Here is a 23,777-nt window from a genome sequence, read left to right as displayed (position 1 = left end):
TAAGGGCCATAGGATGGCGGTCATGTTCCGCTGGCCCTACACGTTCGCCGTGTGTCTTTCGCTTGCCGTGGGGGCGACTGCGGTCTACTACTCGCAGCACCTCGACGTCGGCCTCAAGGATCCCGAGGGATTCCTGGGGCCGGCGTACGTGCGGCTGCCGCTGATCGGCCTGCTCATCTTCGCCGTCGGCATCGTCCCGCAGTCGATCCATCGGTTCGGCTTCCGGCACTTCATCGGCGGCGTCCGGACGATCATCCGCGACGAGTGGACGTTGAAGCGGGTCGGCTACGTCGCGGCCGGAATGCTGTCGTTCTACATCTGCTACGTCAGCTACCGCAACCTCAAGAGCTACCTGCCCGAGCTGCGCGAGGACGTCAACTACGACCGGGAGCTGGCCGCGCTCGACCACTTCCTGTTCTTCGGCAACTACCCCGCCGAGGTGCTGCACTCGGTGTTCGGCACCGCGGTCATGGCCCAGGTGCTTGCGGTCCTGTACGTCCTCTACCTGCCGTTCGTCCCCATCACGGTCGGCGCCGTCCTGGTGCTGCACCGCGACTTCACGGTCGGCGCCTGGTACGCCACCGCCGTCAGCCTCAACTGGGTGCTCGGCACGATCAGCTACTACATCCTGCCGTCGCTCGGCCCGGCGTTCTTTCAACCACAGTCCTTCTACGACCTGCCGGAGAACGGCGCCTCCGCGTTGCAGATGTCGCTGTTCAAGGGTGCCTTCAACTTCAAGGAGGACCCGCAGGGCGACGCCATCTTCGGCATCGCCGGCTTCGCCTCGCTGCACGTCTCCGTCGTCTTCACCGCGTGCCTGTTCCTCCACTACGCGGGCATCAACCGCCTCGTGCGGACCGCCGCCTGGACCTATCTCGGCTTCACGATCCTCGCGACGCTTTACCTCGGCTGGCACTACATCGCGGACGACATCGGCGGCCTGTTCATCGGCTGGCTGGCGGTCGCCGTGGGCGCGTTCGTCACCGGCAACACCCGTCGGCAGAAGCGCAAGCGCCTCGCCGCGAACGAGGTCGAGGGAGTCAGACCGGCCACCGAGGTCGCGACGACCGGGCCCAGCATCTAGGCAGCTCAGCTGATCGCAGGCTCGACCGTGTCAACCGCCGGTACGCTCTCGAGCGCGAACTGGTCGCCCCTGCGGAGCAGCGCGCGCCAGCGGCCGCGATGGTAGTGAGCCGGCTCGTTGGCTGCGATGAACGCCGTCACGAGACGGCAGAACTCCTCGGGGTGGTCCTTGTGCGGGAAGTGCCCGGCGTCGTCGAGCACGTGGACGTCCGAGACCTGGGTGGGCGCGAAGTCGGCGTGCTTGGAAGGGATCACCATGTCGTCGCGACCCCAGACGACCAGCACCGGCATCAGCCGGGCGAGGTAGCTGCGGTCCGTCATGGTGACGAACTGCCCCTTCCAGTTGAGCACGTGGCTGGTCACGCGCTGGACGGCCCTGCGAGTCGCCGGGTCCGCCAAGGACTCGTAGATCCTGGCGACCTCGTCGAGGTCGCGGGTGGCGGTCAACGGCGTACGCGCGAGGGCACGCATCGCGCCGCCCACGAGCGGACGCAACGGCCGAGCCGTGGCGGCGGCGATCGCCGCGGTGCTGCCGGGCACCGTGAGGAACCGGATCAGGGGCGTGACCTCCTTGCCGAGGCCTCCGGTCGACACCAGCACGACCCGCTCGGTGCGGTCGGGGAACTGGTAGGCGAACTGCATCGCGACGCCGCCGCCGAAGCTGTGCCCGACGACCGTGACCTTGTCGATGCCCAGCACCGTCAGCAGGTCGCGCATCCCGTTGGCATAGCCGCCGAGGGAGTAGTCCGCGTCGGGCTTGTCGGACTCGCCGTGGCCCAGCAGGTCAGGGGCGATCACGGTGAAGTGCTCCGACAGGCTGGGCATGACGTCGAGCCAGGTCGAGGAGTCGCAGGCCAGGCCGTGCAGCAAGAGCAAAGCCGGGCCGGTGCCGGAGATGCGGAACGCGCGCCGGTAGCCGTGCACCACCACGTACTGGACGTCCTCGACGCTTTCCATCCGGTCATCCTAGGGCGCTCCCGCCTAGCCCTCCGGGCTGCCCCTGCGCGGTGTGCGGCATCGTCGCCCCGGCTCGTTAGACTCGACTCGTGCCGTCCTCCACCTCAGTCCTCGAGCAGCTCACGGACATCCTCGTCCGTGTCGTCGACTGTCGCGCCGATGCCGTGGTGCCGGAGGCGACCCTCAGGGAGCTCGGCACCGACTCGCTGACGATCGTCGAGATGGCCGAGGAGCTCGGGCGGCGGTTCGACGTCTACCTGTCCGACGACACCGTCGACGGTCTCGTGACGGTCCAGGACGCCGTCGATGCGGTCGTCGACCACGACGGGGCCACCGCGCCTGCAGCGGGCGGGCGCGTCCCCACGACGCTCGAGTCCCCCGCGCGGCCGGAACACGACGAAGAGACCGTACGCCGGCGGCGTCTGGCCGAGCGGCTGTTCTTCCTGTTCATCTTCATCGGTGCGGGTCTCGGCGCGGTCCTCGGCTTCGGCGGCTCCGCGCTCGTCGAGGCCACGGGGATCGGTGCTGTCGACCTGCCGTCAATCAGCAATCCCACGACAGCCCCGACTCCGACGCCGTCGGCGACACCGACGCCCGAGCCCACCGAGACCACGCCCGCCAGGCCCAACGAGCCGAAGCCGACGATCAAGGTGTCCAAGCCCCAGGTGGCACCGGGTGAGCGGTTCGTGATCGAGGGCCGCTATCCGTCCCTCGGAGAGGGTGCTTCCCTCCAGGTGCAGGTCAAGGACGAGGGCACCGACTGGGACGACTTCCCCATCGAGACCACGACGAGGGACGGCGGGCGGTTCAAGACCGAGCTCTACACGTCGCGCACGGGTGAGCGCCAGTTCCGTCTCCTCGACAAGCGGAGCGACAAGGCCACCCCGTCGGTCACCGTGCAGATCGGCTGATCCGAGCGATCCGCTAGATCACCTGGTGCAGCCAGCGGACCGGCGCGCCGTCCCCGGCGTGGCGGAACGGCTCGAGCTCGGCGTCCCACGCCGTGCCCAGGAGCCCGTCGAGAGCGGTCTCCATGTCGACCTCTCCGAGCGCAACCTTGACCCGGAACGCCTTGATGCGGTCCTCCGGGATGAGGATGTCGCCGTGCAGCCCGGCCATGGCATGGAAGATGCCGAGCGACGGGGTGTAGGAATAGCGCGCGCCCTCGGTGGACGCCGTGGGCTCCTCGGTGACCTCGAAGCGCAGCTGGTCCCAACCTCGCAGCGCCGACGCCAGGGCAGCGGCCGTACCGGCAGCGGCCTGCCAGGACAGCTCGGCGCGATAGGTGCCGGGCTCGGCCACCTGCGGCACCCAGGCGATGTCGGGAGTGCCGCCGAGCACGCCGGCAGCAGCCCACTCGACGTGCGCGCACAGCGCAGACGGTGCCGAGTGCACGAAAAGTACACCCCGGGTCGGGGTCGTCGGCGTAGACATGTTCATCGGTGCCTCCCTAGTGTCGCCTTCCCCAGCGTCTTGGGAGCACCTGAGACCATTGTGACGCATGTTCTCCTGCACGGACAACATCTGAGCCGAAAGGAATGTCGGATGGCGACCACTGTGGCGGACAACCCCGCCTCGTCCAGGTTCGAGATCGCGGTCGACGGCGAGCTGGCCGGGTTCATCGACTATCGCCGGGACGGCGACGAGTACGCCCTCCCACACACGCGGATCTATCCCCAGTTCGAGGGCCGAGGACTCGGCACCCAGCTGGTCAAGGGCACGCTCGCGGAGATCGCGGCCCGTGGCGGCACCGCGCTCCCCTACTGCCCGTTCGTCCCGCCCGTCATCCAGGCCAACCCGGAGTTCCTCGAGCTCGTGCCCGAGGAACAGCGGGCGACCTTCGGGCTCTAGCCCCGGTCAGCGCCCACGGCGACGACGCTTGGGCCACACCGCGACGACCGCCGGGCGCGGCACCGAGCCCGGGCCGTCGGGCCAGGTCGAGGCGGGTGCCTCGACCGAGGCGCCGGACATCTCCCCGGGGTGCTGCACGCAGACCATGACGCGTTCGCGGTCGATGTGCGGTCCGCAGGTCTCCGCGCCGTTCGGCACGGTCAGGAACTGCTTGACCTGGCCGCGGTACTTGCCCTCGAGCGCCAGCCCGAAGAGGCCGTCGTGGGAGCCCAGGGCGTTGCCATCGGTCGAGATCCACAGGTTGCCGTAGTCGTCGAACGCCAGGTTGTCCGGGCACGAGATCGGCGAGACCTGGCTCTTGTCGAAGCCCGCGAAGTAGGTCGACGGGTCCTGGGGATCGCCGCACAGCAGCAGCACGTTCCAGCTGAACGTCGTCGCGCCGGAGTTGTTGCGTGCCTCGGTCAGCTCGATCACATGACCGTGCTTGTTGTTGTTGCGCGGGTTGGCCTCGTCGGCGCCGGCGGCGCCGTTGGCGCCGCGGTTGCTGTTGTTGGTCAGCGCGATGTAGACCTTGCCAGTCTCAGGGCTGGGCTCGACGTCCTCGGGACGGTCCATCTTGGTCGCGCCGACCTTGTCACCGGCCTGGCGCGTGAACAGCAGGACCTCCTCGGCCGTCATCCCGTCCACGAACGACTGGGTGCCTCGGACGAGCGGGATCCACTCGCCGCTGCCGTCGAACTGTCCATCGGCCGGCAGGGCGCCGGAGCCGTCGACCGGCCCGGAGTCGCCGGTGAACTTGGCGACGTAGAGCGTGCCTTCGTCGAGCAGCGTCGCGTTGTGGCGACGAGCCGCTGCGCCGTGGCCACGCGCGACCCGCTTGTCGGAGACGAACTTGTAGAAGTAGTCGAAGCGCTCGTCGTCGCCCATGTAGACCGCGACGCGACCGTCGCTCGTGATGCGGGGCTGCGCCGCCTCGTGCTTGAACCGGCCGAGCGCGGTGCGCTTCTTGGGCGTCGAGTGCGGGTCGTACGGATCGACCTCGACGACCCAGCCGAAGCGGTTGACCTCGTTGGGCTCCTTGGCGATGTCGAAGCGGTCGTCGAACCGCTCCCACTTGCGCTCGGTGGCGGTCCCGGAGACGCCGTAACGCTTCAGACGCGCGGCCTGGACCGGCTCGGTCACGGTCGCGGCGTTGGCGAAGTACTGGTTGATGTTCTCCTCGGCTGTCAGCCAGGTCCCCCAGGGCGTCAGGCCGCCGGAGCAGTTGTTGAGCGTGCCGAGGACGGTGCGCCCGCGGGGGTCCGCCTTCGTGCGTACGAGGGGGTGACCCGCGACAGGTCCGGTCAGCTCGAACTTCGAACCGGTGTGCAGACGCCGGTTGCGCTTGTCGCCGACGATCGGTCGCAGCGAGCCGTCACGATCGGACTCCTTGACGGCCACGACGCTCAGACCGTGTGCCGCCCAGGCGATCTCCACCTGCTCGCGGGTCGGGTTCGCCGCGTCGTACGCCGGGAACATCAGCGTCTCGCTCGTGTACTCGTGGTTGATCACGAGCAGCTTGGTGTCCCGACCGTAGGGCAGCAGGCCGAGGTAGTCGTTGTTGAAGCCGAACTGCCGGCGCTGGGCCTCGGCCGTCTGGGCGCGCACGTCAAAGGCCGGGACGCCCTTGAACAGTGGATCGCCCCAAGCGATGACGACGCTCTGGTCGTACCCGGCTGGGATGACGACGTCGTCGATCACGTTGGGCGGCACCGTGGCAAAGTCAAGGCCCGGCGCGAAGCCCTTGACGGGCGGCTTGGGCCGGCCCTTTGTCGCGGCAGCAGCCGCTCCGCCGCTGAGTGCGGGCGCAACCAGGCCCGCGACACCCACGACGGCGCCGGCGCGCAGCAGGCCGCGGCGGGTGACCGCCGCGCGCATCATGTCGCCGAAGTACTCGTTGTCCGAGCAGTTGGGGGCGGCCTGCGCGCAGGCGTTGCCACACCGGTAGAGGCACGTGACGGAGGAACGCCCGGGGCGGTGGGGTGACTGGTCGTCGAGCTTCTGGCGGGGTTCGATCGTGAACATGGGGGTTCTCCCGAGGTGTCGATGGTTGCTGCCGACGACGCTAGGGGTGGTGCCCGGCGAACGACCCAACGTCAGGTGAACGTTCGATGGACACCGGCGGACGCATGGTGGGCCCTGTTGCGGGTAGGTTGAGGCCGTGGGACAAGAAGATCTGCACGACAGCATCCGTCAGCTCGCCAAGGCCCTCAAGCCCGGCGACTTCGACGCGACCCTCAGCTCCATCACCGCCGCAGCAGTGGAAGTCCTGCCGGACGTGCACTATGCCTCGATCACCGTCAAGCACGCCGACGAGAGCATCGCCACGGTCGCGCCGACCCACGACCTCGTCCTGGACCTCGACGCCCGCCAGTACGAGCTCAAGGAGGGCCCGTGCTACGACGCAGCCACCAACACGGCCCACGTGATCTCCCCCGATCTGGCCGCTGACGACCGGTTCCCGGAGTATGGGCCGTACGTCGTGTCCAAGGGCATTCAAGCCCAGGCGGGCCTGCGCCTGTTCGACGCGCCCAGCTCGCAGGGCGCCCTGAATCTCTATTCGCACAGCATCGGCGCGTTCGAGGACTTCTCCACGGTCGCGGCGCTGTTCGCGCACCAGTCCGCCATCGCGATCGCGTATGCGCGCGAGATCTCCGACCTCAACGACGCCTTGCGCACACGATCAACGATCGGTCAGGCCGTGGGCATCATCATGGAGCGCTACGAGCTCAACGACGAACGCGCCTTCGCGTTCCTCACGCGGTTGTCGCAGCATCGCAACGTCAAGCTGCGCCTCATCGCGGCGGAGATCGTCGATGACGTCGAGCGGCGCCGCAACGGCTGATCTCAGTCGACGACGTGCACCTCGATGCCGTTGTCGCGCCACAGGTCGATCACGTCCGGCTTGTCGTCCCAAGCCTCCAGCACAGCGAAGCCGTCGTCGGCGATCTGGCCGAGGATGTCCTTCTTGATCAGGACGTCCTTGCGGTAGTCACCGACGATCCGCATGTAGAGGGCGTCGTAGGGCACGCCGTGCTCGACCAGCCAGTCGAGGGTGAGGTCGCGCCAGATGAACTCCCGGGACGTCACCACCAGGACCGCCCGGCCTTGCTCGTGCTGGGCGCGAGCCGCCTTGACGACCTTGGGCCGCGGCGGGCACGTCGCCGACGCGGCGTGAAAGGCGTGGAAGTCCTTGTCCTTGCCGGCGATGAAGTGCTCGATCGTCGTGGTGTCGCACAGCGTGCCGTCCATGTCGAAGATCACCGCGTCGCGCATACCTTGATTGTGTCGCATGAGCCGGACCTTCGGCGGCGCACTCTCCTCGGCCGACCGGCATGTCCCTGTGAATGGCTTCGTGGCTCTCTCCTCGAGCCATGGCCGCGCGGCGCACCAGCTCCGAGACGTCCCGCCGCCCTGTGGGGCGACGGGACGCCGCCGGCCATCCAGAAGAACTGGCCTGCGGATCGAAGACTAGCGGTGTCTCGCAGAGACGGTGGGCGATTCGGGCCGGCCGGCAGCGGAACAGGGATCACGGAAGTTTGTCAGCCACGCCCTGGTTCGGACCTTCCTGTCGGCCGGTCCTCGCTCCGAGAATCAGGAAGATCGCCAGCACACCCAGCGGAATCGTGAAGATCAGCGAGCCGAGGGCTTGTCTGCGATAGAAGGGCTCGTTCGTGGCGGCGAAGAACGCGAACATCGCGACGGTGCTCAGGACCATGTAGATCGGGACAGGAAGGTCCAAGAGGAGCGACCGTGCAGGCAGGCGTCGGCCGGCGAAGTGCGTGACGGCTGGCCAGAAGCTGATCGCGATGAAGAACCCCGGGTAGACAAGAGCGCCCCACGGATGACCGCTGCCCAACGCGCGGGGAAGGTGGAAGCAGAAGAAGATCCCGACCCCGGCCGCCACCGGCCAGGAGGCCAGCACGTCCGAGACCTTCTTGGACTCGGCTTCGGCCGCTTGCTTGGACTTCGGGTTGTACCTCGGCATGCCTTCAGCGGCCTTCTGCAGCTCTCCCCCGTCATCAGAGGCTTCTCGACCCGCCATGCCGCCACACTAGGTTTGGCAGGAGCCCTCCGCCAGCTCGGCTGGGGTCATCGACCAGCACCGTCCTTCGTAGGGAGGGCGGGGCTCGAACCCGCGACCCAGGGATTATGAGTCCCCTGCTCTGACCAGCTGAGCTACCTCCCCTTGGGAATGCGGGCTTAGCCTAACCGTATGGAACCCGAACGCCTGGAGCCCGTCGACGAGAGCTGGGACCGCGCGCTGGTCGTGGTGGCACACCCCGACGACGTCGAGTTCGGCGCCGCCGCCGCGATCGCGCGGTGGACCGGCCAAGGCAAGACCGTCGTCTACTGCATGGTCACCAGCGGTGAGGCCGGGATCGACGGCATTGCACCCGACGAGTGTCGCGAGATCCGTACCGCGGAGCAGATCGCCTCCGCGAAGATCGTCGGCGTGGACGAGGTCGAGTTCCTCGGCCTGCCCGACGGCACGATCGAGTACGGCGTGCCGCTTCGCCGGGCCATCGCCGAGGTCGTCCGGCGGCATCGACCCGAGATCATCATCACCAACAACTTCCGCGAGACGTGGGGAGGATCGATGCCCAACCAACCCGACCACATGGCAGTCGGTCGCGCAGCGCTCAACTCCGCCGCGGACGCGGGCAACCGCTGGATCTTCCCCGAGCAGCTGACCGAAGGCCTCGAGCCCTGGGGCGGTGTCCAGCAGGTCTGGGCCGCCGGCTCCCCCGACGGGCGGCACGCGGTCGACACGACGGAGACCTTCGATCGCGGTGTCGAGTCGCTGAAGGCCCACCGTGCGTACATCGACGGGCTCGGCTGGGACAACTTCGACCCGGCCGAGATGCTCGAGGGCATGTCACGACCGACCGGTTCCCGACTGGGCGTCACCCATGCTGCGCCGTTCGAGGTGTTCTCGATGACGTGGGGGGACTGACCTCAGCCTGACTTCGACAGGACGAACTCGATCGCGTCAGGCGGTAGCACCGTACGCACCTCGCCCTGCGACTCCTCCGACTCCGGGATCACCCCGGCGCGGTGCACCTCGCCGGCGACGTCCGGCTCCAGGTGCTGGCGCGGATCTGTCGTCAAGAGCTCTTGCGTCTTCGGTGACAACTTGGACCACCACAGCTCGGCGTCGTCGGTGTCAGTCATGGTTCCCCTCATCCCTGCGGCCGGCTGCCGCGTCGCTGCTGCGTGATCGCCGGGCGGCGCGATAGGCGCCCTCGCGCATCGCGGCTGCCCAGTCGTAGTACCCCAGACCCGGGAGCTGGTTGAGCACCGGGTCGAATGACGGTGAGTCGCCGGACGAGGTCTCGGTCAGCGTCATCCGGGCGAACGACTCCCACGCCCCGCCGACGCGAGCACAGGCAAGGTCGAAGACCAGGCCGTCGGCGCCCACCGGAACCGCCGCGAGCACCACGGCTCCTGCCGGGGAGCGGTACGGCAGCAACGTCGAGTACGCCCGTTGACCCGGGTGCTGGGCCGGGAACAGCACGAAGCGCGTCAGGCGGCCCAGTCCGGTCGTGGCGAAGAGCAGGTCGGCGTGCTCCCCGTCGACGAGAGGCACCCGGAGTGACAGTCCGTAGATGTCCGGCAAGGCGGTCGGGATGCCGATCGCCCGCGAGACACGGACGACACCGGTCGACGTGCCGGGATCGTCGACCCACGGCACCCCGATGCCGTCCCTCAGGCCAACGCCCTCGATGGTCGCACTGTGGAGCCGTCCCCGTGGGTGCAGTGGCTTGCGGGTCGGTCTGATGCGCCCCGTGGCAGCGAAGACGCCCTCGAGCGCCTTGCCGGTCAGCGCCGCGGCCCCGTGCCCGAGCTGCTGTGTCTTCGTCCTGTCCACGGCGGACGCGTACCCCACCAGGTCGATCTGACGCGGCGCGACCTGCCCCGGAACCACGAAACGGCGCCGAGATCGGCGCCGTCCGGGTGATGCTCCCCCACTTGGACTCGAACCAAGAACCCTCCGATTAACAGTCGAATGCTCTGCCAATTGAGCTATGGGGGATCGGCTCCTCTTGCAGAGGAGCACGGTCAATTACTTTAGCAAGCCGCTCGCGCAGTTGTCGCATCGCCTTGCCCTCGATCGTGCGGACCTGCGCGATGCTGAGACCGAGCCGCTCGCCGACCACCCGACGGGGCATCGGGACGGCCAGAGGATCGCCCAGACCGAAGCGCAGCCGAAGCACCTCCGCCAGCTCGTCCGGCATCCCGTCGAGCAGGTCGAGATCGGAGATCTCGGCCTCGGAGGTCGGCCTGTCCTCGTCGCCGAGGGGTTGCTCGGGGCGGTGCTCGACGGTCATCGCGGCACCGATCCAGTGCCAGGCGTACGTCGCCAGACGCGCACCGCGGTCGGGGTCGAAACGGTCGATCGCCCGGATCAGGCCGACCGCTCCGGACTGCACGGCATCGCGCAGCTCTTCGCCGACGAGGCCGCGAAGCCGCGCTCGCATCGCGACCGACCGCATGCCGGCCGTGATGAGCGCGTCGCGGGCGCCGCGGTCGCCGCGCTGCGCCAGCCGGGCCAGTGCGAGCTCCTCGGCGGCGTCCATGGGTGGGAGCGAGAGGAGCTCACGCACGAATCGATCCATGCCACCAGCCTCGGTCGGCGTACGCGACGCAGGGCATGCCTGCCGGCAACCTGTGGATCGATGACAGGCTGCAGGTCAGCTGGGGATGTCGCCGCCCAGCGAGCGGTCGCGCAGGGTGCGGAACTGCTGCTCGAGGGCGATGAGCTCGCCGAACATGCGGTTGTAGGACTCGGCCTGCTCGATCGGGTTGGTTCGCTGGAGCTTCGACTTGACCTCGGTGATCCGGCGTCCGCACGTCAGCAGCTGCAGCCGCAGGATGACCGAGGCGACGACCGCGCCGGTGTTGTTCTCGCGAGCCCGCATCGGCTCGACCGCGGCCACCGACAGCACACGTCGGGCGTCGTCGTCATGAATCGACTCGGCGAGCCTCGGCAGCCAGGTGGTGTCGGGGCCGGTCGGCCAAGTCATGCCCTGGATGTGCTTCCAGAGGTACTTGGACACGAAGTGGGTGAAGTCGTTGTCGTCCAGCTCGTCGGCATGCTCGCTCGCGAGGTGCGGGAACTGCACGATCGCCTTGAGCGCCTCGCGCTCGTCGGCGAACTGCGGCGCACCGAAGCTGACGACCTGGCCGGCCGGCTCGGCGGGCGGCGCCTCGGCCGTCGCCGTTGCCGGCGCACCGGGTGCGGCAGCCGGCTTGGCGCCGGTGGCCGTGCGCTTGCGGTGCTCCGCCCGCACCTGCTCGATGTCAGTGCCGACCCGGCCGGCGATCTCGCGCAGCAGCTCATCGACCTTGGACTTGTCGCGGATCGCCGATGCCAGCGAGACGGCTTCGCGTACCGCATCGACTCGCTGGTCGCCGCGGTCGAGGTCGTACTTGCCCAGCATGTTGTCGAGCACGAAGCGATAGAGCGGAATGCGGGATGCAACCAGCTCGCGCACGGCGGCGTCGCCCTCGGCCAGGCGCAGGTCGCACGGGTCCATGCCGCGCGGCTCGACGGCGACATAGGTCTGCGCGACGAACTGCTGGTCGCCGCTGAACGTCTTGAGCGCAGCTCGCTGGCCCGCCTCGTCGCCGTCGAAGGTGAAGATGACCTCGCCGTGGAACGCGTCGTGGTCGAGCATGAGTCGGCGCATGACCCGCGCGTGGTCCTCGCCGAACGCGGTGCCGCACGTCGCGACCGCGGTCGTCACGCCGGCCTCGTGGCACGCCATCACGTCGGTGTAGCCCTCGACGATGACCGCCTGGCTCGACGACGAGATCGACCGGCGCGCGAGGTCGAGGCCGTAGAGGACCTGGCTCTTCTTGTAGATCGGCGTCTCGGAGGTGTTGAGGTACTTGGCCTCGACCCGGTCGTCGTCGAACATGCGGCGTGCGCCGAAGCCGATGATCTCGCCGGTCATCTCGCGGATCGGCCACAGCAGCCGGCCGCGGAACCGGTCGTAGAGCCCGCGCGAGCCACTGGCGGCGAGGCCACCGACCGTCAGCTCCTCGTCGGTGAAGCCCTTGGCCTTGAGGTGGGCGACGAGCGCCTCTCCCCCGCGAGGCGCGAATCCCATGCCGAACTTCTCGGCGGCCGACTGGTCGAAGCCTCGGTCCCTGACGAACTGGCGACCGACCTCGGCGTCCCTCGAGCTCTGCAGCGCAGCCGCGTAGAACTCGCCTGCCTCGCGGTGCGCCGCCAGCAGCCGTGGCCGCTGGTTGGGGTCGCGCCGCGGGCCGGTGTGGCCGCCGTCCTCGTAGCGCAGCGTGATGCCGGCCTTGGCGGCGAGCCGCTCGACGGTCTCGACGAAGCTCAGGCCCTCGATCTCCATGACGAACCGGAACACGTCGCCGCCCGCGCCGCAGCCGAAGCAGTGATAGGACCCGACGGAGGGGCGTACGTTGAACGACGGCGACTTCTCGTCGTGGAACGGGCAGAGACCCTTGCGGGAGCCGCCGCCGGCGTTCTTGAGGGTCACGTACTGCTCGATGACCTCGTCGATGCGGGTGCGCTCACGGACGAGCTGGATGTCCTCGTCCTTGATGCGTCCGGCCATGGGGTGAATGCTAGTCGGCCGCACCCACGGCCGAGTCGGCCATCGCTCGATACTCCCCGTCCACGTCGTGCTCCTCGTCCGCGAGGTACCAACGGTCGGAGATGGGTGATGCGCGCCAGAGCGTGAAACGGTGGTGCAGCGCCTGTCCTCGCACCCAGCCTCGTCCGCCGTGGTAGTGGTACATGTCGTACGCACGAACGTCAGCCACAGCCTTGGTGCCTTCGATCCTGACGCCGAGCCAGTCCGTCACGTCCAGCCGCGTGTCGTCATACAGATCGAGACTGCCGGACCCATGGAGCCGCCGGATCTCGAGGATCTCGTCGACGTAGTCATCCCACGCCCTCATCTCACGAGCCACGTGATGCTCGACCCAGACGGCTCGAACCGCACGTTCGATCCGGTCCCGCGATCCCCGGGAGCGCAGCTCCTCGGCCGTGACCTCCGTCGGACGCTCCGGGAACGCACCGATCGCGCGGTCGCCGCGCACGAGCTCGGGCACGGCCGCCTTCACCCCGGCGATGTCGTCAGGATCGCCGGAGAACCTCTCGGTGCCGGCCCGCTGCACGACGAGGATCGTGACCAGCACCGCAAGGCACAAGCCGACGAGACCCGGGACGACACGGAACCGTGAGGCAGCCACACGGCGACGCTACTGCAGCGGATGCAAGGCGGCGCTAGTTGAGCAGGCGGAGGGCCCAGGTACAGGCGGAGGCGTCGGTCAGGCTGGCGACCTGATCGATCACCACGCGGCGCCTCGCGGCGTCGTCGGCGGCGTGCGCGAAGTCGAGGGCGAACTCCGCCTCGAGCTCCTGACCGTCGGACTTGTCGAGCACCTCGACCAGCGCCAGCAGCAGCTCGCGCTGGCGGCTGAGCGGTCCGGCCCGGTCGTCCGACCGCATGACGTAGTGCGCCGCGATCGACTTCAGCACGGTGATCTCGTCGCGCGTGTCGTCGGGCACCTCGAGATCGGCTGCGAAGCGGATCAACGGCCCGCCTCCCCAACGCTCCACCGTCGCGAGCTCCGCGGCACGGGCGAAACGGCCGATCAAGGCGCTCGTCAGGCTCTTGAGCACGGCCCTGGCCTGCCGGCTGCCGTCGAACGCCGTCGTGGGCCACTCCGGCAGCTCCTGCAGGCGTACGAGCGCTGCGTCGAGCCGGTCGTCAGCCGCGCCTGGGTCGTACCAGTCCCGTGCGACGGCGTGGATCGACTCGCGGTCGAGCTCGCCGGAGAGCAGCCCGAACCAGCCGCCGACGACCCCGTCCTCGACGTCGTGCACCGAGTACGCGATGTCGTCCGCCAGGTCCATGACCTGCGCCTCGATCGGCCGCCTCGTCGCGGGCGCCCCCTCGCGCAGCCAGGCGAAGACGTCGACGTCGTCGGCGTACGCTCCGAACTTGCCTCCGGCGCCGGGCACCTCGCCGCGGAGCCACGGGTACTTCACGCACGCCGAGAGGGTCGCGCGGGTCAGGTTGAGGCCCACGCTCGCACCGTCGCCGTCGAACGCCTTGGACTCGAGTCGGCTGAGGATCCGGAGCGTCTGGGCGTTGCCCTCGAACCCCCCGCACGACTGAGCCGCCTCGTCGAGCGCGACCTCGCCGTTGTGGCCGAACGGGGGGTGCCCGAGATCGTGGGCGAGCGCCGCCGAGTCGACGATGTCCGGATCGCACCCGAGGGACTTGCCGAGCTCACGTGCCACCTGGGCGACCTCGAGCGTGTGCGTCAGGCGGTTGCGGACGAAGTCGTCGAACCCGGCGCCCATGACCTGCGTCTTGGCCGACAGCCGCCGAAGGGCCGCGGAGTGGACGACGCGGGCGCGATCGCGCTCGAACGGCGTACGGCCCGAGCGCTTGGGCGGTTCGTCGACGAAGCGTGCGCGGGCCTCGTCGCCGTAGAGCGGGTCGGTCACGCCGACGGGATCCGCTTCATCATGTGCATGCTGGTCAGCTGGTAGCCGGCCGACTCGTAGAGGGCCCGGGCCGTCGTGTTGGGCGCGAACACGTTGAGCCGCACTGACGCGCTGCCGTGCTCGGCGCTCCAGGCCTCGGCGGCGCCGAGGAGCGCACGGCCCAGTCCCTTGCCGCGATGGGACTCGAGGATCTCGATGTCGTAGATGTAGGTGCTGGGCACCGGCAGCTCCGGGTCGGTGAACAGCCAGAGGTTGCCGACGACGTCGTCGTCGACGACACCGACGAAGAGCTCGTGACCCGTCGTCCGCCTGCCATCAGGAAGGGTCTCGGCCTGCTCCTTCCTCGACAGCTGCAGCGCATGCTCCTCGGTCCACACACCGGCCTCGACCTTCTCCCGGGCGTACTCCACGACGAGTCGCTCGTTCCACGTCGCGAAGTACTCGTCCGTCATGGGCTGCAGGGTGAGGCTCACGCCGCAAGACTAGTCAGAACCTGCCGTTGCGCGGACGTGGCTGGCACGTCGGGCACCAGAACGACGACCGGTTCATGAAGGCGTCACGGCGGATCGGTGTGCCGCAGCGCTGGCACGGCTTGCCCTCCTGCCCGTACGCCTGCAGGGACCGCTCGAAGTAGCCGCTGTTGCCGTTGACGTTGACGTAGAGCGTGTCGAACGACGTACCGCCCTGCGCCAGCGCCTCGAGCATGACCTCGCCCACGTGCACCAGCAGGCCCTCGACCTCTCGAGAGCGGAGGTGTCGCGTGTTGCGGGCGTAGTGCAGCGGGGTGCGCCACAGCGACTCGTCGGCATAGATGTTGCCCACGCCCGAGATCAACGTCTGGTCGAGGATCGCTCGCTTGACCCCGGTCTCGCGCTTGCGCAGGCGGGCGGCGAACTCGGCGGCGTCGAACAGCGGGTCGAGGGGGTCGCGGGCGATGTGGGCGATCTCGGGCGGCAGGTGGGCGCCGTCCTCGCTGAACGACATGCCGCCGAAGATGCGCTGGTCGGCGAATCGCAGCTCGCGCCCGTCGTCGAGGGTCAACGCGATGCGCAGGTGCCGCGGGGGCGGCGCGTCGGCCTCGGAGATCAGGAACTGCCCGCTCATGCCGAGGTGGCACAGGACGGCATCGTCGTGGTCCAGCTGCAGCCAGAGGTACTTGCCGCGGCGCGCGGCACCCATGACCGTACGACCCTCGAGCCGGTGCTCGAAGTCCGTGGCGCCGGGGAGGTGGCGACGCACCGAGCGGACGTCGTGGACGACCACGCGATTGATCGTGCGGCCGACCACGTGCTCGGCGATGCCGCGGCGGACGACCTCGACCTCGGGCAGCTCTGGCACAGGAGCAGCCTAGGCGGGGTCTGCGACAGAACTCTCGAGGTCCGCGCTGATGGAGCGCCAGGCGATCTCGGCGACCATCTGCTCGGCCTCCTTCTTGGAGCGCCCGGCACCACCGTCGAAGACCCGCTCGCCCACGTGCACCTCGGCCGTGAAGGACTTGTCGTGGTCGGGGCCGGTGCCCTCGAGCACGTAGTGCGGCACACCCAGGTCGTTGTTGGCGGCGATCTCCTGCAGCGAGGTCTTCCAGTCGAGGCCGGCGCCGAGCTCGGCCGCCACGGCGATCACCGGGTCGAAGATGCGGTGGATGACCTCGGCGGCCCGTTCGATGCCGAACTGCACGTAGATCGCGCCGAGGAGCGCCTCGACGGTGTCCGACAGGATCGACGCCTTGTTGCGGCCCCCCGTCGTCTCCTCGCCGCGGCCGAGGCGGACGTGCTCGCCGATGCCGAGCGTGCGGGCCACCTCCGCGAGGGCCTTGGCGCTCACGACGGCCGCGCGCAGCTTGGCGAGCTGGCCCTCGGGAAGCTCGGGGTGCTCGGTGAACAAGGTGTCGGTGACGACCAGCCCCAGCACCGAGTCACCGAGAAACTCGAGGCGCTCGTTGTTGGGGACGCCACCGTTCTCGTACGCGTACGAGCGATGCGTCAGGGCATGCTGAAGGAGCCCCGCATCCAGGTCCTCCACACCGAGAACCTGCCGGAGCCCATCAGCATCAGATGCTGCAGAGATCAGAGGACCTGGCGACGCTCGCCGCGAGCTCCGTACTGTCCGCACTTGGTGCACGCGTGGTGCGGCTGCACCTTCGAGTCGCACGCGGGGTTCGCGCAGTCCACGATCGCGGTCTTGGTGGTCTTCCACTGTGCACGACGATGGCGCGTGTTGCTGCGCGATGTCTTCCTCTTCGGGACTGCCACGATCTACTCCTTGCTGTCGTCGGACGCGATGTCCGACCCTGTCTGGTCGGCTGGCGGGACCGGTTGCTCCGCCAGCTGGCTCAACGACGCCCACCTCGGGTCGATCGCCTCACCGTGTGTGTGATCTGGATCATCCGCGAGCCGCGCACCACATTCAGGGCACAGTCCCGGACACTCCGGACCACACAACGGGTTGTGCGGCAGTGCGAGCACCACCGCGTCCCGCAGGACGGTCTCGAGGTCGAGCAGGTCGTCCTCGAGGAAGAACTCCTCTTCCTCCGCCTCTTCCGTGTCGGAAGGAGCTTCGTAGAGGTACAACTCCTGGAATCCCACCACGACAGCCTCGTCGATCGGGTCCAGGCACCGCACACACTCGCCCACGGCCCGCGCCGAGATGGTGCCTGTTGCCAGAACACCTTCCATGATGGCCTCGAGCCGGAGCTCGATCTCCATCGGGGAATCCTCGGGCACGCTGTAGACGTCGTAACCCATGTCTGCCGGCGCGGGGACGGTCAGGGTGTGCGTACGTTCGGCGCCCGGTTTGCGACCCATCTCGTGGGTGTCGAAAACCAACGGTCCCGAAAGCACGGCTTGCCCATCTGTCCAAGTGCACGACAAAACTTCAACCTGCGAACAGGCCGAAGAGAATCGTAACCCGCCGGGCCCAGCGGAGGCCAATCCGTGGCTGGGTGTCCCCACTGGGTGACACGATGACGGTATGACCGAGGGTACCGTCCTGCACGCGGACCTCGACGCGTTCTACGCGTCGGTGGAGCAGCGCGACGACCCCTCGCTGCGGGGCCGCCCGGTGATCGTCGGCGGAGGCGTCGTGCTCGCCGCCAGCTACGAGGCCAAGGCGCGCGGAGTCCGCACCGCCATGGGCGGGCGCCAGGCGCTGCAGCTGTGCCCCGAGGCGGTCGTCGTGCCACCACGGATGAAGGCCTACACACAGGCCAGCAGCGACGTGTTCGAGGTGTTCCGCGACACCACGCCGCTCGTCGAGGGCCTGTCGATCGACGAGGCGTTCCTCGAGGTCGGTGGGCTGCGCCGCATCCGCGGCCTGCCGTCGTCGATCGCCCGGAAGCTGCGCGAGGACGTCCGCACCAAGGTCGGCCTGCCGATCTCGGTCGGGGTGGCCCGGACCAAGTACCTCGCCAAGGTCGCGAGCGCCGTGTCCAAGCCCGAGGGCCTTCTCGTCGTCGAGGTCGAGCGCGAGCTCGAGTTCCTCCACGCGCTGCCCGTCGAACGGCTCTGGGGCGTCGGCAAGGTCACCTCCCAGAAGCTGCGGGACGCCCGCATCGTCACGGTGGGCGACGTGGCCAACCTCTACGAGATCGAGCTCGTCCAGCTGCTCGGGCCCGGCGCCGGCCGGCACCTCCATGCGCTGGCCCACAACCGGGACCCCCGGCCGGTCGTCGTCGGCAAGCGCCGCGGGTCGATGGGCGCCCAGCACGCGATCGGGCGCGGCCCGCACTCCCCCGACGAGATCGACCTGGCGCTGCTGACCCTGGTCGACCGGGTCACGCGGCGCATGCGCGCTGCCGGGCGTACGGGCAGCACCGTCACGATCCGATTGAGGTTCGGCGACTTCACCCGGTCGACGAGCTCGCACACGCTGGCGCGGCCGACGGCGCACAACCTGACGGTGCTCGAGGTCGCCCGCACGCTCCTGGCCTCACGAGCCGAAGCCATCAAGGAACGCGGCATCACCCTGATCGGTGTCTCGGTCGGCTCCCTCGACGATCAGCCGGCCCAGCTCGCGCTGCCGCTCGACGTGACGAGCGGGGCAGAGCTCGACGACGCGATCGACGCGGTGCGCGACAAGTACGGCTCGTCGTCGCTGCGCCGTGCCGTGCAGGTCGGCAAGAAGGAGCACCTCTCCGTCCCCCTGCTGCCGGACTGACACCGACTTTTGTGACGCATCTCGTCACGACCGCGCCGATCGTGACGAGGTTTGTCACAAAGCTGGGCGGGTCAGGCGTACTTCGCCTTGAGGTCGGTGAGCACGAAGTCGGGCACCAGCCGCGAGACGTCACCCCCGTGCTTGGCGACCTCCTTGACGAGGCTGGAGGCCAGGAAGGAGTACTCCGGGGTCGTCGGGATGAACAGCGTGTCGACCTCGGTCAGGCTGCCGTTCATCTGGGCCATCTGCAGCTCGTAGTCGAAGTCGGTCACGGCCCGCAGGCCCTTGACGATCGCGGAGATGCCGTTGTCGGTGCAGAAGTCGACCAGAAGCCCGTTGAACGAGGCCGTCGAGACGTTGGGCAGGTCCGACGTGGCCCGGTCCAGCAGCTCGAGGCGCTCGTCGATCGTGAAGAGGCCCTTCTTGCTCTCGTTGACCAGCACGGCGACGACCACCTCGTCGAACAGGCGGGAGGCCCGCTCGATGATGTCGAGATGACCATTGGTCACCGGGTCGAACGAGCCGGGGCACACGACCTTCGTCATGTCAGCGACCGTACCAAAGCGACGTCTCGCCGTAGGTCTTGTCGCGGAGACCTTCGACACCCTCGGGCCACGCGAACGGATCACGGGTCGCCCGCTCGACGACGAAGAGCGCGTCGGCGGCGCGGCCCGCCTTGAGCCTGCGCACCAGCTCCGCCACGACGGCGGTCGCCACGGCATAGGGCGGGTCGATGAACACGAGCCCGAACCGGCCGTCGGCCTGGTCCACGAAGGGCCCGGCCTTCATCCGGACGACCGACCCGTTGGCACCGAGCAGCCGGATGTTGGCCTTGATCACTGTCGCGGCACGTTGGTCGGACTCGACGAACACCGCAGAGCCCGCTCCACGCGACAGCGCCTCGAGTCCCAGCGCGCCGGAGCCCGCGAACAGGTCGAGCACGCGCAGCTCGTCGTCGAAGCCGCCGAGCTCGGACTCGAGCGACGAGAACATCGCCTCGCGGACGCGGTCCGACGTGGGGCGGGTGCTGTCGCCCTTGGGCGTCTCGATGCGGCGGCCCCCGTAGGCACCCGCGATGATCCGTGTCACGTGCGCTCCAGGTAGTCGGCCCGCTCGGACCGCTCGAGCTCGTGCACCGCCGCGGCGAGGGCCGGGTGCGAGGCCAGTGCCGGGTCGGCAGCCACGATCGCGTCCGCCACCTGCCGGGCCTCCTCGATGACATCACCGTCCTTGACGACCGACAGCAGCCGGAGGCTCGACCGGATGCCCGACTGCCGGGCGCCCAGCACGTCACCTTCACGCCGCAGCTCGACGTCGAGCCGGGACAGCTCGAAGCCGTCAGACGTCGACGCCACCGCGTCGAGCCGCTCGCGCGCCGGGGAGTCGCCCTCGGATGCCGTGACCAGCAGGCACAGGCCGGCCTCGGAGCCACGACCGACGCGGCCGCGGAGCTGGTGGAGCTGGGACATGCCGAAGCGATCGGCGTTCATGACGACCATGACCGTCGCGTTGGGCACGTCGACGCCGACCTCGACGACCGTCGTCGCGACGAGCACGTCGATCTCGCCGCGGGCGAACGCGTTCATCGTCGCGTCCTTGTCGTCCGGTGTCATGCGTCCGTGGAGGCTGCCGAGGCGAAGCCCGTGGAGCGCGCCACCTTCGAGCTCCTCACGCATCTCCAGCAACGACCGCGTGTCCTTGTCGGTGCCGCCGTCGTCGCCCTCGCCGATGCGCGACACCACGACGTAGGCCTGACGGCCCCTCCCGACCTCCTCGCGCACGCGCTCCCACCCCCGCTCGAGCCACTGCGGCCGCTCGGCGTGGGGGACGACGGTGGTCTGGATCGGCTGGCGCCCGGCCGGCAGCTCGCGCAGCGTCGACACCTCGAGGTCGCCGAAGACCGACATCGCGAGCGTGCGCGGGATCGGCGTCGCGGTCATCACCAGCACGTGCGGCGTGACCTCGGCACGATCGACCAGGGCGGCCCGCTGCTCGACGCCGAAGCGGTGCTGCTCGTCGACCACCAGCAGACCGAGCTCGGCGAACTGCACGTGGTCCTGGATCAGCGCGTGCGTGCCGATCACGATGCCGGCCTCGCCCGAGGCGGCGTCGAGCAGCGACTCCTTGCGAGCCTTGGCCCCTTGGGACCCGGTCAGCAGGCGCACGCGGGTCGCGCCGTCGGCACCACCGAGCATGCCCCCCTTGGCGAGGTCGCCGAGCATCTTCGTGATCGCCCGGTAGTGCTGGGCCGCCAGCACCTCGGTCGGCGCCAGCAGGGCGGTCTGCGCACCGGCGTCGACGACCTGGAGCATCGCGAGCAGCGCGACGATGGTCTTGCCGGAGCCGACCTCGCCCTGCAGCAGGCGGTGCATGGGGTGCGTACGCCCGAGGTCGGCGGAGATCTCGTCGACCACGGTCTTCTGCCCGGCCGTCAGCTCGAACGGCAGCTGCTGCTCGAACCGCTCGCGCAGGCCGCCTGGCGTGAACGGACGCGAGGCGGCACGCTCGTGCTCGAGCGCGTTGCGCCGTTGGGCGAAGATCGTCTGGACGACGAATGCCTCCTCGAAGCGGAACCGGTCGCGGGCGCTCTGCCAGTCCTTGGCGTTGCGTGGCCGGTGGATCGCCTCGAACGAGCCCTTGAGGTCGTGGAAGCCGCGTGCCGCGCGGACGTCTTCCGGCAACGGGTCGTCGAGCGGGCCGATCGCGTCGAGGCACATGCCCACGCAGCGCTCGATCTTCCACGACGCCATGGCGGCCGTTGCGCGGTAGAGCGGGATGACCCCGCGGGCAAGGCGCGAGGCGTCGGTGGGATCGTCCGACTCGGTCAACGGCTCCCAGTCGGGGTGGGTCAGCTGCAGGCGGCCGTTGAACTCGCTGACGACGCCCGCCGCGAGACCCAGGGACTCGACCTCCATCGACTTGAGCCGCCAGGCCTGCTGGAAGAACGTGAGGGTGAGGTGGCCTGTGCCGTCCGTGACGACGACCTCGGTGCGCGTACGCCGGCCGCCCGGGCCGAACGCGTAGTTCTTGACCGACGCGACGCGCGCCATGATCGTGACGTGCTGGCCGACCACGAGCTGCGACAGGTCGGTGAGCCGACCCAGCTCGGCGTAGCGGCGCGGGTAGTGGCGCAACAGGTCCTCGACGACGACCATGTCGAACGCCTTGGTCAGCGGCTTGGTGGTCTTGTCGCCCAGGATGTTGACCAGCTTGGTGGAGAGCTCGACCATCACTCCACCGCGATGAACAACGGGTAGTTCTCCTGGCCGCCTTCGTAGACCACGAGGTCGACGTCGGGGCGCAGCGTGCGGAGGTACTCACCGATCGACTCCTCGATGAGACCCTGGGCTCCCTCTCCCGTCACGACGGTGAGCATCTCACCAGCCGGCGACAAGATGCGGTCGATGACCTCGTAGGCCACGGCGAGGATGTCCTGGCCGATCACCGCGAAGTCACCCGCGACGACGCCCAGCACGTCGCCCGCGTCGCACGGCCCGACCATCGTCATGCCGGGCTCGGTGGCGATCGTGACGGCACCGTGCTGCGTGTGCGCCGCCGCGCTCGACATCGCCACCACGACCTCGTCGAAGCCGAGACCGGGGTCGTGCACGGCGAGGGCGGCGAGGCCCTGCACCTGGGCGTGGGTCGGGATGACCGCGACACGTACGCCGTCCTGCCTGGCGGCCTGCGCGGCGGCCTCGAACTGTCGGACGTACCGCTGGTTGTTGGGCAGCACGATGACCTCGTCGGTCCCGGCCTCGCGCAGCGACGCGCTCATCTCGGCGATCGTCAGCGGACGCTCGCGGGTGAACTCGAGCGCCAGGGCGCCGGCCTCGCGGCAGAGCGCCGTCAGCCCGTCGCCGGTCGTCGCCACGATGACGGCGCGGCCGGTGCGCGGCTGCTGCGCCATCTGGTCCGCGAAGTGGGTGACGGCGATGCGGTAGGGCCGGCCGGCCGCGATGCCGGCCTCGATCGCCGCCCCGACGTCGTCGACGTGGACGTGGACGTTCCAGAGCCGGTCGCCGCCGACCACGACGAGCGAGTCTCCGAGCGGCAGCAGCGCCGAGCGCAGACCGGCGATGCGGTCGTCGTCGGCCTCCAGGAGGTACATCACCTCGTACGACGGTCCGTCCGCGCTCAGGTCGTCCCCGGGGGCGACCGCCGGCACCGGGATCGTGCTGGCGGCGGGCCTGGGGATGCGCCCGGTCAGCGCCTGCTCCGTGGCGTCGAGGACCACGACCAGCGCGCGGCCACCGGCGTCGACGACTCCGGCACGGGCCAGGAGCTCCATCTGCTCGGGGGTGCGGGCCAGTGCCTCGCGTGCGGCTGCGGCGGCCTTGCCGAAGACCGTACGTCCGTCGATGCCGGCTGCGGCCGACTCGGTCGCGCCCTCGGCCGCGGCCTTGGCCACCGAGAGGATCGTGCCCTCGACCGGCGCGCCCACCGCAGCCCATGCCGCGTCGGACGCTGCGACGAACGACCTCGCCACGTCGTCGGCGGTGATGTCGCCGCCCGTGAGGTCGAGGTCCCTGAAGCAGGCCCGCACGAGCTGGGACAAGATCACGCCGGTGTTGCCCTTGGCCCCCGTGAGCAGCCCGTCGACGTATGCCTTGACGAGCTCGGGGAACGGGACGTCGGCCGGCACGGCCTCGACGGCATCGGCACCGGAGGCGAACGTCAGGTAGGCGTTGGTCCCGGTGTCGCTGTCGGGCACGGGGAACACGTTGAGGGCGTCGATCTCGGCACGGGCCGAGGACAGGGCTCCCGCGCACAGCTGTGTCCACGCCCGGAATGCCGCGGGGTTGAGGGTGAGGCCCATGGGGCGAGGCTATCGGTCGGACCGGCGCAACCACGGGAGCAGCCGGCCTGATTCGCTTCGACGTCGGGTCGTCGGCTATTCTTGAGCGGTTGTCGTCGCACCGTTCGGTGCCGGCGGCGCCCGTTTCGTCCAAGTAGTCTCAAATCCTCAGGAGTTCGCCGTGGCTGCGGTCTGCGATGTCTGTGCCAAGGGACCTGGCTTCGGCCACAACGTCTCCTTCTCGCACCGACGCACCAAGCGTCGTTTCAACCCCAACATCCAGCGTGTTCGCGCCGTGATCAACGGGACCCCCAAGCACGTCAACGTGTGCACCAAGTGCCTCAAGGCCGGCAAGGTCTCGCGCTAGTCGCTGGCTGTCGGTTGCGATGT

General features: G+C 69.2%; 27 protein-coding genes and 2 tRNA genes. 7 read left to right on the top strand and 22 right to left on the bottom strand.

The features are described 5' to 3' along the window. Positions 1–22: 22 nt before the first annotated feature. A complete protein-coding gene (locus AB0N22_RS02520) occupies positions 23–1,084 on the top strand; it encodes a phosphatase PAP2 family protein (RefSeq protein ID WP_364635625.1) in 1,062 nt (353 codons plus the stop codon). A gap of 5 nt (positions 1,085–1,089) precedes the next feature. Here AB0N22_RS02520 and AB0N22_RS02515 read toward each other — a convergent pair whose 3' ends face one another. Beyond that, positions 1,090–2,040: an alpha/beta fold hydrolase gene (locus AB0N22_RS02515; protein WP_364635622.1), complete on the bottom strand. Its 951-nt coding sequence runs from the start codon at positions 2,038–2,040 to the stop codon at positions 1,090–1,092. 89 nt (positions 2,041–2,129) lie between these two features. Here AB0N22_RS02515 and AB0N22_RS02510 point away from each other — a divergent pair, with 89 nt between their 5' ends. Beyond that, entirely contained in the window at positions 2,130–2,951 is an 822-nt protein-coding gene (locus tag AB0N22_RS02510) for an acyl carrier protein (RefSeq protein WP_364635619.1), read from the top strand. 13 nt (positions 2,952–2,964) lie between these two features. Here AB0N22_RS02510 and AB0N22_RS02505 read toward each other — a convergent pair whose 3' ends face one another. Beyond that, complete coding sequence (locus tag AB0N22_RS02505) at positions 2,965–3,474, bottom strand: DUF3145 domain-containing protein (protein WP_364639175.1); 510 nt, start codon at positions 3,472–3,474, stop codon at positions 2,965–2,967. A gap of 111 nt (positions 3,475–3,585) precedes the next feature. Here AB0N22_RS02505 and AB0N22_RS02500 point away from each other — a divergent pair, with 111 nt between their 5' ends. Then, positions 3,586–3,891: a GNAT family N-acetyltransferase gene (locus tag AB0N22_RS02500; RefSeq protein ID WP_364635616.1), complete on the top strand. Its 306-nt coding sequence runs from the start codon at positions 3,586–3,588 to the stop codon at positions 3,889–3,891. A 6-nt stretch (positions 3,892–3,897) separates the two neighbouring features. Here the strand turns inward: AB0N22_RS02500 and AB0N22_RS02495 are convergent, their stop codons facing one another. Further along, positions 3,898–5,955, bottom strand: a complete 2,058-nt coding sequence (locus tag AB0N22_RS02495) for a PhoX family phosphatase (protein ID WP_364635613.1) — start codon at positions 5,953–5,955, stop codon at positions 3,898–3,900. A gap of 136 nt (positions 5,956–6,091) precedes the next feature. Here AB0N22_RS02495 and AB0N22_RS02490 point away from each other — a divergent pair, with 136 nt between their 5' ends. After that, complete coding sequence (locus AB0N22_RS02490; protein ID WP_364635610.1) at positions 6,092–6,775, top strand: GAF and ANTAR domain-containing protein; 684 nt, start codon at positions 6,092–6,094, stop codon at positions 6,773–6,775. Positions 6,776–6,777: 2 nt separating this feature from the next. On the opposite strand, the gene AB0N22_RS02485 is transcribed toward AB0N22_RS02490, so the two are convergent. The 3 genes from AB0N22_RS02485 to AB0N22_RS02475 all read right to left on the bottom strand — a co-directional run bounded on the left by AB0N22_RS02485 (position 6,778) and on the right by AB0N22_RS02475 (position 8,119). Further along, a complete protein-coding gene (locus tag AB0N22_RS02485; protein WP_364635607.1) occupies positions 6,778–7,206 on the bottom strand; it encodes an HAD family acid phosphatase in 429 nt (142 codons plus the stop codon). A 253-nt stretch (positions 7,207–7,459) separates the two neighbouring features. Further along, positions 7,460–7,975 (bottom strand): hypothetical protein, encoded by a 516-nt coding sequence (locus tag AB0N22_RS02480; RefSeq protein ID WP_364635604.1) that lies wholly within the window; start codon positions 7,973–7,975, stop codon positions 7,460–7,462. Between the two features lie 70 nt (positions 7,976–8,045). Continuing rightward, a tRNA-Met gene (locus AB0N22_RS02475) sits at positions 8,046–8,119 on the bottom strand. A 27-nt stretch (positions 8,120–8,146) separates the two neighbouring features. On the opposite strand from AB0N22_RS02475, the gene AB0N22_RS02470 reads away from it, so the two are divergent. Continuing rightward, positions 8,147–8,887: a PIG-L deacetylase family protein gene (locus AB0N22_RS02470; RefSeq protein ID WP_364635602.1), complete on the top strand. Its 741-nt coding sequence runs from the start codon at positions 8,147–8,149 to the stop codon at positions 8,885–8,887. Positions 8,888–8,889: 2 nt separating this feature from the next. Here AB0N22_RS02470 and AB0N22_RS02465 read toward each other — a convergent pair whose 3' ends face one another. From AB0N22_RS02465 to AB0N22_RS02410, 12 genes are all read right to left on the bottom strand, one after another. After that, positions 8,890–9,105 (bottom strand): hypothetical protein, encoded by a 216-nt coding sequence (locus AB0N22_RS02465; RefSeq protein WP_364635599.1) that lies wholly within the window; start codon positions 9,103–9,105, stop codon positions 8,890–8,892. Continuing rightward, positions 9,098–9,802 carry a hypothetical protein gene (locus tag AB0N22_RS02460; RefSeq protein WP_364635596.1) on the bottom strand — a complete coding sequence of 235 codons (705 nt, stop codon included), beginning with the start codon at positions 9,800–9,802 and terminating at the stop codon, positions 9,098–9,100. Before AB0N22_RS02460 ends, AB0N22_RS02465 begins: the two co-directional genes overlap by 8 nt. A gap of 92 nt (positions 9,803–9,894) precedes the next feature. Further along, positions 9,895–9,967 (bottom strand) — tRNA-Asn (locus tag AB0N22_RS02455). Continuing rightward, on the bottom strand, positions 9,930–10,427 hold the full coding sequence (locus AB0N22_RS02450; RefSeq protein ID WP_364639172.1) for a sigma-70 family RNA polymerase sigma factor: 498 nt from the start codon (positions 10,425–10,427) through the stop codon (positions 9,930–9,932). The genes AB0N22_RS02455 and AB0N22_RS02450 overlap by 38 nt, the downstream gene beginning before the upstream one ends. 198 nt (positions 10,428–10,625) lie before the next feature. Continuing rightward, a complete protein-coding gene (dnaG, locus tag AB0N22_RS02445) occupies positions 10,626–12,527 on the bottom strand; it encodes a DNA primase (protein ID WP_364635593.1) in 1,902 nt (633 codons plus the stop codon). Positions 12,528–12,537: 10 nt separating this feature from the next. Next, positions 12,538–13,167, bottom strand: coding sequence for a hypothetical protein (locus AB0N22_RS02440; RefSeq protein ID WP_364635590.1), 630 nt, complete (start codon positions 13,165–13,167; stop codon positions 12,538–12,540). 34 nt (positions 13,168–13,201) lie between these two features. Then, positions 13,202–14,434, bottom strand: coding sequence for a deoxyguanosinetriphosphate triphosphohydrolase (locus AB0N22_RS02435; protein WP_364635587.1), 1,233 nt, complete (start codon positions 14,432–14,434; stop codon positions 13,202–13,204). Beyond that, complete coding sequence (locus tag AB0N22_RS02430; protein WP_364635584.1) at positions 14,431–14,907, bottom strand: GNAT family N-acetyltransferase; 477 nt, start codon at positions 14,905–14,907, stop codon at positions 14,431–14,433. The genes AB0N22_RS02435 and AB0N22_RS02430 overlap by 4 nt, the downstream gene beginning before the upstream one ends. A gap of 13 nt (positions 14,908–14,920) precedes the next feature. Next, positions 14,921–15,772 (bottom strand): bifunctional DNA-formamidopyrimidine glycosylase/DNA-(apurinic or apyrimidinic site) lyase, encoded by an 852-nt coding sequence (gene mutM, locus AB0N22_RS02425; RefSeq protein WP_364635581.1) that lies wholly within the window; start codon positions 15,770–15,772, stop codon positions 14,921–14,923. A gap of 9 nt (positions 15,773–15,781) precedes the next feature. Beyond that, positions 15,782–16,501 (bottom strand): ribonuclease III, encoded by a 720-nt coding sequence (rnc, locus tag AB0N22_RS02420; RefSeq protein WP_364639169.1) that lies wholly within the window; start codon positions 16,499–16,501, stop codon positions 15,782–15,784. Further along, complete coding sequence (gene rpmF, locus AB0N22_RS02415) at positions 16,501–16,686, bottom strand: 50S ribosomal protein L32 (RefSeq protein WP_056213101.1); 186 nt, start codon at positions 16,684–16,686, stop codon at positions 16,501–16,503. The genes rnc and rpmF overlap by 1 nt, the downstream gene beginning before the upstream one ends. A 3-nt stretch (positions 16,687–16,689) precedes the next feature. Continuing rightward, positions 16,690–17,238 carry a DUF177 domain-containing protein gene (locus tag AB0N22_RS02410; protein ID WP_364639166.1) on the bottom strand — a complete coding sequence of 183 codons (549 nt, stop codon included), beginning with the start codon at positions 17,236–17,238 and terminating at the stop codon, positions 16,690–16,692. A 166-nt stretch (positions 17,239–17,404) separates the two neighbouring features. Between AB0N22_RS02410 and dinB the strand changes: the two genes are divergently transcribed. Further along, a complete protein-coding gene (gene dinB / locus AB0N22_RS02405; RefSeq protein WP_364635578.1) occupies positions 17,405–18,589 on the top strand; it encodes a DNA polymerase IV in 1,185 nt (394 codons plus the stop codon). 71 nt (positions 18,590–18,660) lie between these two features. Here the strand turns inward: dinB and coaD are convergent, their stop codons facing one another. Genes coaD through AB0N22_RS02385 form a run of 4 tightly spaced genes read right to left on the bottom strand, consistent with a single transcriptional unit; the run spans position 18,661 to position 23,408 of the window. Next, positions 18,661–19,134, bottom strand: coding sequence for a pantetheine-phosphate adenylyltransferase (gene coaD, locus AB0N22_RS02400; RefSeq protein WP_364635575.1), 474 nt, complete (start codon positions 19,132–19,134; stop codon positions 18,661–18,663). Between the two features lies 1 nt (position 19,135). Further along, a complete protein-coding gene (rsmD, locus tag AB0N22_RS02395; protein WP_364635572.1) occupies positions 19,136–19,678 on the bottom strand; it encodes a 16S rRNA (guanine(966)-N(2))-methyltransferase RsmD in 543 nt (180 codons plus the stop codon). Beyond that, the gene (recG, locus tag AB0N22_RS02390) at positions 19,675–21,819 is read right to left on the bottom strand and encodes an ATP-dependent DNA helicase RecG (RefSeq protein ID WP_364635569.1); all 2,145 of its coding nucleotides are present in this window, start codon (positions 21,817–21,819) and stop codon (positions 19,675–19,677) included. The genes rsmD and recG overlap by 4 nt, the downstream gene beginning before the upstream one ends. Continuing rightward, entirely contained in the window at positions 21,819–23,408 is a 1,590-nt protein-coding gene (locus AB0N22_RS02385; protein ID WP_364635566.1) for a DAK2 domain-containing protein, read from the bottom strand. The genes recG and AB0N22_RS02385 overlap by 1 nt, the downstream gene beginning before the upstream one ends. A 160-nt stretch (positions 23,409–23,568) precedes the next feature. Here AB0N22_RS02385 and rpmB point away from each other — a divergent pair, with 160 nt between their 5' ends. Continuing rightward, entirely contained in the window at positions 23,569–23,754 is a 186-nt protein-coding gene (gene rpmB / locus AB0N22_RS02380; RefSeq protein WP_364635563.1) for a 50S ribosomal protein L28, read from the top strand. Positions 23,755–23,777: the final 23 nt, after the last annotated feature.

Origin of the sequence: Aeromicrobium sp. NPDC092404, assembly GCF_040684095.1 — a bacterium.
In the GTDB taxonomy this organism is placed as follows: domain Bacteria; phylum Actinomycetota; class Actinomycetes; order Propionibacteriales; family Nocardioidaceae; genus Aeromicrobium.
The sequence above is the reverse complement of the archived record's forward strand: the minus strand, read 5'-3'. Positions and strand labels throughout refer to the sequence as shown.